The sequence below is a fragment of the Nocardia sp. JMUB6875 genome, from assembly GCF_041154655.1.
Lineage (GTDB): Bacteria > Actinomycetota > Actinomycetes > Mycobacteriales > Mycobacteriaceae > Nocardia.
Window position 1 is genome coordinate 34,737 of record NZ_BAAFGR010000054.1, and the last position, 9,257, is coordinate 43,993.

10 protein-coding genes and 1 pseudogene are annotated in these 9,257 nt (G+C 68.2%); 7 read left to right on the forward strand and 4 right to left on the reverse strand.

The window, feature by feature from the left end:
* The first annotated feature begins 40 nt into the window (after nucleotides 1-40).
* Nucleotides 41-289 carry a hypothetical protein gene (locus tag ACAM49_RS16220; RefSeq protein WP_369636333.1) on the forward strand — a complete coding sequence of 83 codons (249 nt, stop codon included), beginning with the start codon at nucleotides 41-43 and terminating at the stop codon, nucleotides 287-289.
* Between the two features lie 19 nt (nucleotides 290-308).
* Here ACAM49_RS16220 and ACAM49_RS16225 read toward each other — a convergent pair whose 3' ends face one another.
* Nucleotides 309-1,043 carry an SDR family oxidoreductase gene (locus ACAM49_RS16225; protein ID WP_369636334.1) on the reverse strand — a complete coding sequence of 245 codons (735 nt, stop codon included), beginning with the start codon at nucleotides 1,041-1,043 and terminating at the stop codon, nucleotides 309-311.
* A gap of 92 nt (nucleotides 1,044-1,135) precedes the next feature.
* Between ACAM49_RS16225 and ACAM49_RS16230 the strand changes: the two genes are divergently transcribed.
* The 6 genes from ACAM49_RS16230 to ACAM49_RS16255 all read left to right on the forward strand — a co-directional run bounded on the left by ACAM49_RS16230 (nucleotide 1,136) and on the right by ACAM49_RS16255 (nucleotide 5,698).
* Nucleotides 1,136-1,525: a VOC family protein gene (locus ACAM49_RS16230; protein WP_369636335.1), complete on the forward strand. Its 390-nt coding sequence runs from the start codon at nucleotides 1,136-1,138 to the stop codon at nucleotides 1,523-1,525.
* Between the two features lie 9 nt (nucleotides 1,526-1,534).
* Entirely contained in the window at nucleotides 1,535-2,101 is a 567-nt protein-coding gene (locus tag ACAM49_RS16235) for a hypothetical protein (protein ID WP_369636336.1), read from the forward strand.
* Between the two features lie 268 nt (nucleotides 2,102-2,369).
* Complete coding sequence (gene npt, locus ACAM49_RS16240; protein WP_369636346.1) at nucleotides 2,370-3,044, forward strand: 4'-phosphopantetheinyl transferase Npt; 675 nt, start codon at nucleotides 2,370-2,372, stop codon at nucleotides 3,042-3,044.
* The gene (gene truB / locus ACAM49_RS16245; protein ID WP_369636337.1) at nucleotides 3,044-4,087 is read left to right on the forward strand and encodes a tRNA pseudouridine(55) synthase TruB; all 1,044 of its coding nucleotides are present in this window, start codon (nucleotides 3,044-3,046) and stop codon (nucleotides 4,085-4,087) included. Before npt ends, truB begins: the two co-directional genes overlap by 1 nt.
* A gap of 261 nt (nucleotides 4,088-4,348) precedes the next feature.
* On the forward strand, nucleotides 4,349-4,744 hold the full coding sequence (locus ACAM49_RS16250; RefSeq protein ID WP_369636338.1) for an ester cyclase: 396 nt from the start codon (nucleotides 4,349-4,351) through the stop codon (nucleotides 4,742-4,744).
* 60 nt (nucleotides 4,745-4,804) lie between these two features.
* On the forward strand, nucleotides 4,805-5,698 hold the full coding sequence (locus tag ACAM49_RS16255; RefSeq protein ID WP_369636339.1) for a LysR substrate-binding domain-containing protein: 894 nt from the start codon (nucleotides 4,805-4,807) through the stop codon (nucleotides 5,696-5,698).
* Between the two features lies 1 nt (nucleotide 5,699).
* On the opposite strand, the gene ACAM49_RS16260 is transcribed toward ACAM49_RS16255, so the two are convergent.
* From ACAM49_RS16260 to ACAM49_RS16270, 3 genes and pseudogenes are all read right to left on the reverse strand, one after another.
* Entirely contained in the window at nucleotides 5,700-7,106 is a 1,407-nt protein-coding gene (locus ACAM49_RS16260; protein WP_369636340.1) for a family 1 glycosylhydrolase, read from the reverse strand.
* A gap of 157 nt (nucleotides 7,107-7,263) precedes the next feature.
* A complete protein-coding gene (locus ACAM49_RS16265; RefSeq protein ID WP_369636341.1) occupies nucleotides 7,264-8,220 on the reverse strand; it encodes a metallophosphoesterase in 957 nt (318 codons plus the stop codon).
* Between the two features lie 108 nt (nucleotides 8,221-8,328).
* Nucleotides 8,329-9,257 (reverse strand): annotated as a pseudogene (locus tag ACAM49_RS16270) (Ig-like domain repeat protein); the annotation flags it as partial.

Here is a 9,257-nt window from a genome sequence, read left to right on the forward strand (position 1 = left end):
CGGCGATCGACCGGCTGCACCACCTCGTTGCGGAGTCTTCATGAAGCGTTCCCTCACCACCCTCGCGGTGGCCGCCGCACTCGCCATCGGCACCGCGGGCGCGGCTGCCGCCGCAGCGCTGCCCCTCGAAAACGGCGGCCCGGTGGCCGATACGAACACCGGGTCGTCATTCACCGGTTCCGCCCAAGGGATCGGCCTCTTGGTGATCAATTGCCTGCTGCCTTCGCTGTCGGGCTCCGCGCCGAATTCGATTCCACCGGGTACACCGGGAAGCTGCAATTGGTTCTGATCCCCGGACCCGGGCGCCGTCACACCAGGCGGTGCCCGCCGTCCACGTGCAGCACCGTGCCGGTGACGAAGGTACTCTTCAGTAGCGAACTCACCACCGCCGCAACGTCTTCCGGCCTGCCGAGCCGCCGGGCGGGCAGCTTTTCACCCATGGCGCGCAGCCGCTCGTCCTTGTCCTCCCAGGGCATCTGATCCCAGATGCCGGTCATGATCCAGCCCGGCGAGACCGCGTTCACGCGGATCGGGGCCAGCTCCACGGCGAGTGCGCGGGCCAGGCCCTCCAACGCGGCGTTCACCGACGCGACCATGGCCCCGCCCACCGCCGGGCGGTAGGCGGCGATGCCGGAAATGAAGGTGAGCGAACCGTTTTCCGTCAGCCGCGCATGCTTGGCCAGCAGCATCGACCCGATGAGCTTGGTCTCGATGAACCCGCGGCCGTGCTCGAAATCGAAGGTCTTGACCGGTCCATACGCACCCGCCAGATCCGCCGCCGTGCTGATCACATGATCGACCGTGCCGACGGTCTCGAACAGCCGCGAAACCTGGTCCTCCTCGGTCACATCCGCCGCCACGGCGGTGAGCTTCCCGTCTCCCAACTCCCGCACCGCATCGGCCAGCCGCTCCTCCGACCTGCCGACAATGATCACCTCGTACCCCTCACCCAGCAGCGCGTCCGCGATCGCCTGCCCCATCCCGGAGCCGCCGCCGACCACCACTACCCGTCCGGCCTGTGCCGTAAATCCCTTGTCCGTCATGCCTTTCAGCCAACCCGTCGTGCGGACCGCGGTCCACGACGCGCGTTCGAACACGTGTGAGGCTGGAGCTAACACCGCGTACTGTCGCTCTCATGGCCTGCAAGATCACCGAACTCGTCATCGACTGCGCCGATCCCGCACGGCTGGCGGACTTCTGGTGCGAGGTCCTCGGCTACGTCGAACTCGAACGCGACGAGGAGGACCGTCGTATCGGCCCGCCCGGATCAACCTTCGGCGGCCCGCATCCCACCCTGTTGTTCAGCCGCAGCGACGACCCGCGGCGCGGAAAGCTGCCGATGCACCTCGACGTGAACGCCACCGACCGCGACCAGGACGCCGAACTCGAACGCCTACTCGCCGCCGGTGCCCGCCCGGTCGACATCGGCCAGACCGGCAACGAGTCCTGGCACGTCCTGGCCGACCCGGAAGGCAACGAATTCTGCCTACTCCGCCAGCGCATGGCCCCGACGGAGTACTTCTAGAATCCCGGCGTGACTCTCGCTCTCGCCGACCTCGTCGGCTATGTCGATCGCGACCTGGATGCCGATCTGATGCGCTGGTTCCCGGACGCGGAATTCGTGCAGATACCGGCGGAAACCCGTTCCGTGACACCGTTTCTCGATCTCCTCGACCCCGAGGAGGCGGCCGCTCTGGCCGCCTTCGACCGCCGTGTGCGTTCGGGGCGGATGCCGCAGTTCCTGGACATCTTCGACTGGTCCTACGGCTTCGATTTCGCCGGAAACGATTGCGGCATCATCGATCAGGACTACGAGACCCACCTGACCGACGACGAGGTGTACTCCATCGGCGCGGACGGGTCCGGCAACCTGTTCGTCGTGCTCGACAACGGCGAAGTGGCCGTTTGGCTACACGAGGAGTTCGTGGTCGAGGGCCACACCCGCTTCCACAACCTCGAGGTATTCCTCTGGTCCTACGTGCGCTACCGGGCGGTACGCGCCGGACGGCTCACCTTCGAGCAGGTCGAGGCGGATTTCCTGGCCCTGGGCCAGGATGGGGCCCTCGCACCGGAACTGGGCCTACTCCACCTGATGCGCTAGCGCTCGGCGTCGGGAGCGGGGCAGGGGTCAACCAAGCAGCGCGCTCACATATTTCCCCTGTCGCCCGCAACCCATCATTCAAGATAGCCGCGGAGAAGGTCGAAGTCAGAGGTCGGGCGCTGGGGGCTGTCGTACTCACCGACGAGGTCAGGGCCGGCTGCCCGGTAGGCTCGATGCGGCATTGCAGGCGGCGAGCAGGAGGCGGGTCATCGAGGAGCGGGCAGTCGCGGCGGATCGGAATCCCTCGGGAAACACGGGGTCGGCGCGCATTCTCGGCAGGATTCTTCCCAACGGGGTGGCCGCGGCGGAGCTGACGGTGTACCCGGAGGACCTCAAAGCCCACCCCGGCGAGGAACACCTGATCGCCCGCGCGGTGGAGAAGCGGCGGCGTGATTTCATCGGCGCGCGGTACTGCGCGCGGGAGGCACTCGGCCAGCTGGGCGAGCCCGCCGTGGCCATCGGCAAGACCGAGGGCGGTGCGCCCGCGTGGCCGCGCGGCATTGTCGGCAGCCTGACCCACTGCGACGGCTATCGGGCCGCGGCTTTGGCACACCGGCTGCGCTACCGGTCCATCGGTATCGATGCCGAACCGCACGCGCAGCTGCCCGACGGCGTCTTGGATTCGGTGAGCCTGCCCGCCGAACGCGAATGGCTGAGCGCGGTGCTGCCCGGCACCGGGCTGCACCTGGATCGACTGCTGTTCTGCGCCAAGGAGGCCACCTACAAGGCGTGGAATCCGCTGACCGGCCGCTGGCTGGGTTTCGAGGACGCGCACATCACCTTCACCGTGGACGAGGAGTCCGCAGCGGGCGGCACCGGCACCTTCCACAGCGACCTGCTGGTTCCCGGCCACACCAATGACGGTGGCGCACCGCTGAAGTCGTTCGACGGCCGCTGGCTGATCTCCGACGGCCTCATCCTGACCGCGATCGTGGAGGGCTGATGACCGAGGAACCCGGTACCGCGCGTACCGAATCCGGCACCACGACGACCGGCGCGGTGCAGACCCAGGAGCGTACGAAGACCAAGCGCGATAAGCAGAACGCGCCCCGGCGCGAGAAGCTGCCGCCGCGGGTGGATGCGTTCGGCGGGCTGCTCATTGTCGACAAAGATGCGGGCTGGACCAGCCACGATGTGGTTGCCAAGTGCCGGGGGCTGTTGCGCACCAAGAAGGTCGGGCATGCGGGCACGCTGGATCCGATGGCCACCGGCGTGCTGGTGCTGGGCGTGGAGCGGGCCACCAAGCTGCTCGGGCAGCTCATCCTGACCACCAAGGCCTACACCGCCACCATTCGGCTGGGGCAGGCCACCATCACCGACGATGCCGAGGGCGAGGTCACCGCCACCACGGCGGCCGGGCATCTCACCGATGCCGAGATCGCCGCGCACGTCGCCGAATTGACCGGCGATATCCAGCAGGTGCCCGCCACCGTCAGTGCCATCAAGATCAATGGTGAGCGTGCCTACGCCCGCGCCCGCGCCGGGGAGGACGTCGAGCTGGCCGCCCGCCCCGTCACGGTGAGCCGCTTCGAGATCCTGGCCCGCCGCGATGTCGACACCGGCGCAACCCAATTCGTCGACCTCGATGTCGAGGTGGAGTGCTCGTCGGGCACCTACATCCGCGCCCTGGCCCGCGACCTGGGCGAAAAGCTCGGCGTCGGAGGCCATCTCACCGCGCTGCGCCGCACCCGGGTCGGCCCGTTCACCCTCGAGCACGCCCGCACCCTGGATCAGCTGGCCGCCTCCGCCGCGGCCGACGAGCCGATGCTGAACCTCGACATCGACGCCGCCGTCCGCACCGCCTTCCCGACCCGCGACATCACCGACGCCCAGGCCGGTGACCTTCGCAACGGCCGCTGGCTGGAACCGATTGGTCTGCAAGGCGTCTACGCCGCCATCGACCCCTCGGGTCAAGCCATCGCCCTCATCAAGGAATCCGGCAAACGCGCCTCCTCGATCCTGGTCATCCGCCCCGCCAACCTCTAACTCCCCGCCCTTCCGCCGAGTGGCACACCGCTGAGGGGATTTGCCCGTTTCGGCCACGCTGGTGTGCCACTCAGCGATACGCGGCGTAGGCACTCGCGCGATTCCGAATGTCGGCGGCGCTGCTCGCTCGGCGGTAGGCGGGGATCGCGAATGTCGGCGGGGCACTGCCCATCCGCCGACAACCCGCTGCCAAAGCCCCGCGCACGCCAGTGCAGCGGGCGCACCATGGAAAGGTCGTTCGGCCGCGCAGAGGAGGCGATGATGCCCACCGACCTGTCCCTCGAATCCATGAAGCAGTTCGTCGCCGACCACTTCGAGCAGTTCGTGAACCGGCGCAATGCCGCCGTCATCCATCGCAATATGACCCCGGACTTCCTCGACCACGACGGCCCCGGCGGCCAACCCACCGACCTGATCGGCGACGAGAAGATGATGCTCGGCATGTACGAGGCCATGCCCGACCTCCACGTCACCATCGTCGACATGCTCGCCGAAGGCGACAAGGTCATGTGCCGCAACATCTGGCGCTGGACCGACCGCACCACCGGCCAACCCATGACCTTCCAGGGCTTCGTCCTCTGGCGCTTCCAAGGCCGCCGCATAGCCGAACGCTGGGCCACCGTGACCCAACCCTCCACCCACCCGGGCTGGGCTTAGAACCACCGCTCGAGGGTTGTGGGTTTCGGCGGGGGCGGCCGGGCCGCTTACTCTTCAAAGGTGGAATTGCGGCAGTTGCGGTACTTCGTGGCGGTGGCGGAGGAGCTGCATTTTCGGCGGGCGGCGGAGCGGTTGTTCATTTCGACGCCTACGTTGAGTCAGCAGATTCGGGCCATCGAGCGGGAGGTGGGTGGGCCGCTGCTGATTCGGGGGAATCATGGGGTGGAGTTGACGGCGGCGGGGGAAGTGTTGTTGAAGACGGCTCGGAATGTGTTGGAGGCGGCGGAGGTCGCGTTGCGGGAGACGCGAGCGGTGGCGCAACCCGGGAACGCGGTGTTTCGGTTGGGGGTGGTGAATGGGGCGCCGCAGTGGTTGCCGGGGCGGATCGAGGCGTTGTTGAAGGCGCGGCAGCCGGGGGTGCGGGTGGCGTTGACGACGGGGAGCAGTGGGGAACAGGCGCGGCTGCTGGATCGGGACGAGGTGGATCTGGCGGTGCTGCGGTTGCCGGTGCGGCTGGCGGAGCATCTCACCTATACGGCGGTTGCGGAGGAGGAGTTGGGGATCGTCATGTCGCGTGAGAATCCGCTCGCCGCCGCGGGTTCGGTGGAGGCGGGGTGCATCGGGGACCACGAGCTGATCATGTTCGCCCGCGACAGCGCGCCGGAGGTGCACGATTCGGTGCTCGAGCAGTTGCGGGAGCGCGGCGCCTCGGTGGTGCTCAGCGCCAGCGCGATGAGCCACGCCCAAATGCTGCAACTGCTGCCACTCCGCCCCGAGGCGATCGGCGTCGGGTCCGCCCGCACCGCCTCGATGCCCGGGCTGGTGTGGCGGCCGCTCCAGCCGCGGCCGCTCGTCATCACCTACGCCGCGGCCTGGCGCGCAACCACTCGGAATCCCTTGCTGCACACCATGGCCGACGCATTGGCGGGTGGCCTGCGGCTGTCCTCGGACTGATCTAGGACGGCACCGATACCGGGCGCAGGCAGCTCTCCAGCGGCAGGATGATGGAGCAGAAAGCGGGCTTGCGGGTGGGGCGGTAGTCGGCGGGGACGCCGCCCTGGGCGGTGATGGTTTTGAATGCCGGGACCGCGTCGGTGGGCCGCCGGGTCAGGGTCGGGTCGGTCTTGGCGTCGACGGTGTAGAGGCCGAAACGCGGTGCGTAGCTGCCCCATTCGTAGTTGTCGGTGAGGCTCCAGTAGTTGTAGCCCATCACCGGGATGCCGTCGGCCTTGGCGCGCTGGATCCAGTAGACGGTGTCGCGCAGGTGGTCGGCGCGGGTGTAGCCGTCGCTGCGCGGGGTTGCGTTCTCGGTGGGAAGTCCGTTCTCCACCACGTAGATCGGCAGGCCGGGGAACTTCTCGGTGTAGGTGCGCAGGTCGTAGTAGATGCCCTCGGGCTCGATGGCGTTCTTCCACAGTTCGTCGCCCAGCAGCGCGGTCGTGGGCAAATGGGTAAGGGACGCACCGTAATAGAAGTCGATGCCGATGTAATCCATCTTGTCTTTGATGCGGTCGGCGAAGAGCATGTCGGTCAGTTCCTGGACGATCGGGTACTGGGCGACATTGCTGGTCACCTTCGCGCCGGGCTGACGCTGGTGGATGTAGTCGTAGATCCCGTCGTGCGCCTGCACCAGCCGGTCGAACATGGGCAGTGCGTCGCCCAGCCCGATGTCGCCGATCTGGATTGATTGCGCCACATAGCCCATGGGCTCGTTGATGGTCACCCACAGCGGGTCATCGGCGGCGTACCGGTCGACGACCTTGCGCATATTGGTGAGCCAGTCGGCCACCATGCCCTGGTTCTTCCAGCCGCCGCGATCGGCCTCCCAGCCGGGGATCACCCAGTGGTCCAGGGTGAGCATGGGCCGCATCCCGGCCGCACGGATCTTCCGGATCACCTTGTCGTAGAACTGGAATCCGGCCTCGTCCCAGGTTCCGGGCTGCGGCTGCACGCGGGCCCATTCGATGCTGAGCCGGAACACCTTCAGGCCCATGCCCGCCGCGAGGTCGATGTCCTCGGCGTAGCGGTCGTAGAAGTCGACGGAGTTGCCGTAGCGGTCGGGGGCCTTGCCGGAGTTGGCGTAGCGGCTCCAATTGCTGTCGGGCGCACGGCCTTCGGATTGGAAGCCGGCCATGGCCACGCCCCAGAGGAAGTCCGGGCCGAGCGAGGGCACGGTAGTCGGCGCGCCGGAACTACCCGTCCCGGAGCCGCTGGCGCTACCCGAACCACTGCCGGAGCCCGAACCGCTGGAGCTGCCCGAGCCCCCGGCGATATCCGCCGGACCCGCCCCGGCCACCGCCGACCCGCCGGCGACGATCGCCGCCGCGGACAGCAGCGAGCACAGGATTCGTGTACGTCTCATCTCGGCGGACTCCCAGCTGGTTCGGGTACGGTCGATCGCCCCAAACTGGGCGGCCGTCCAGACATTACTGGTCACACGTCCAACAAGGGGTGAAATCCCGTAATTTCCTGGGTACGAGCGGACTACGCGATCACCCTACAAGCCGAAACCAGCGTTATCAGGCCTGGCCACGCCGCCGATCGACGGTTTCCTTCATCTTCAGCGCGGCGGCCCGCATTTCCGGAGTGATCTTGAAGTGGCCACCCCACTCGTTGAGGGTGTCGCCGTAATCCGGCACCGGCAGGATCTGGCGCAGCAGCTTGTCCGGCAGGCCGCGGCGCTGCCACTCGCGCGGGTAGCCCAGCGACACTTCCTCGAAGCGAACCCCGTCGTACCAGGTGGTCCGGGGAATGTGCAGGTGCCCGTAGACCGCACACACCACGTTGTAGGTGGTGTGCCAGTCGGAGGTCAGGTCGGTGCCGCACCACAGCGCGAACTCCGGGTACCACATCATGTCGACCGGCTGGCGGACCAGCGGCCAGTGGTTGATGAGCACCAGCGGCGTCTCGGCGGGCAGCGCGTCGAGGCGGCGCTGGGTGTACTGGACGCGGGCGTGGCTCCACGCGTCGCGCGTCAGGTACGGCTCGGCCGAGAGCAGGAACTCGTCGGTGGCGACCACATTGCGGTCCTTGGCGATCGCCAACCCCTCGGCCTTGGTTTTCGCGCCCGCGGGCAGCCAGGAGTAGTCGTAGAGGGTGAACATCGGGGCCAGGGTCACCTTGCCGCCGTAGTGTTCCGCGCCCGCGCCCTCCCATACCGGGAACGGGTCCTCGGGGGTGAGCACGTCCAGATCCCGGCACAGCGAGACCAGGTAGTCGTAGCGGGCCGCACCGTGCATCTGCACGGGATCCTTTGCGGTGGTCCACAATTCGTGGTTGCCCGGCACCCAGATGAGCTTCGCGAAGCGGCCCCGCAGGGTTTCCAGCGCCCAGCGGATGTCATCGGTCTTCTCGCCGACGTCACCGGCCAGGATCAGCCAGTCCTCGGGGGAATCCGCGCGGATCGCCTCGACCACCGGCTTGTTGCCCTGATGACCGACATGGATGTCGCTCACCGCCATCAACTTCGGAGTCACCCAGTTCCGCCTCTCTGATCATGACCGGTCCTCGCACCAACAGCCCCGATCCCCACCAGATTCCCATGCGTGATCGCGGAGGTTCCGGGCGCATCCGGGAAGCAGCGCTCAGCCGACCCAGCGGATGCGGGCCGCGGGGGCGAATCCGGCGGCGACGGTGAGGGTTCCGGCCGGGTCGCGGCGGCAGGAAGCGACGGCGACATGGCACGGGCGCGGGATCTCGGCGGGGATGCGGACACCGCCGTCGATCTCGTAGCGCATATTGGTGACTTTCCAGCGCCGGGCCTGCGGATCCTCCGGATCGACCGGGGGCGCGTCGGGGCGGGCCACCACCATGACCTCGGTGATGCCGGTGGGCCATTCGAAGACGAGCAGGCCGCGCTGTTCGGCGAGGCCGCGCACCGTGGGCATGCCGCTGATCTCGCCGGATTCCGCCTCGGCCTCGGCTTCCTTGGTGTCCGGATTGCCATCGGACCGCGCCATTTCGGAGGTGCGCCCCGAGACCGACGCGACCACCCCGTACACGGGCACCGCCCCGGTCAGCGCTCCGCCGTCCTCCAGCGCGGTGCCACGCGTGCGTCCGACCACCCGCCAGGAGCCGTCCGCCAGCAGCCGCGTCACCCGGTACTCGACCTGCTCGGTCACCGACGGTACCCAGGCGATCACCACGGTTCCGTCCGGTTTCCGGGTCGCCGTCACCTCGCCAGGCGCACCGATCCGCAGTTCGTCCAGCACGGCCAGCGCCTCAGGATGATCCGCACACACCTCCAACACCGCCCGCACCGCCGCCAAGCGCAGCCCCGGATCGGAAGGCAGCGCATCGAACAGCCGCCCCGCCTCGATCACCGCCGCCTTGGCCCGCCCGATCAACAACTCCCGGCTGGCCCCGCGCGGATCCGGATTCGCCACATCCTTCGCCCGCCGATCCAGGAAATCCAGATGCTCCGCCAACGCCTCCACGAACCGCCGCCCCGCACAACACGACACGGCCCCGCGCCAGTGCCGGTCCGCCGCGGCCAGCACCCGCTCGACCTCCT

Coding starts and splice junctions, on each gene's coding strand:
- truB (WP_369636337.1), top strand. CDS start 3,044: ATGACCGAGGAACCCGGTACCGCGCGTACCGAATCCGGCACCACGACG.
- ACAM49_RS16220 (WP_369636333.1), top strand. CDS start 41: ATGAAGCGTTCCCTCACCACCCTCGCGGTGGCCGCCGCACTCGCCATC.
- ACAM49_RS16230 (WP_369636335.1), top strand. CDS start 1,136: ATGGCCTGCAAGATCACCGAACTCGTCATCGACTGCGCCGATCCCGCA.
- ACAM49_RS16250 (WP_369636338.1), top strand. CDS start 4,349: ATGCCCACCGACCTGTCCCTCGAATCCATGAAGCAGTTCGTCGCCGAC.
- ACAM49_RS16225 (WP_369636334.1), bottom strand. CDS start 1,043: ATGACGGACAAGGGATTTACGGCACAGGCCGGACGGGTAGTGGTGGTC.
- ACAM49_RS16260 (WP_369636340.1), bottom strand. CDS start 7,106: ATGAGACGTACACGAATCCTGTGCTCGCTGCTGTCCGCGGCGGCGATC.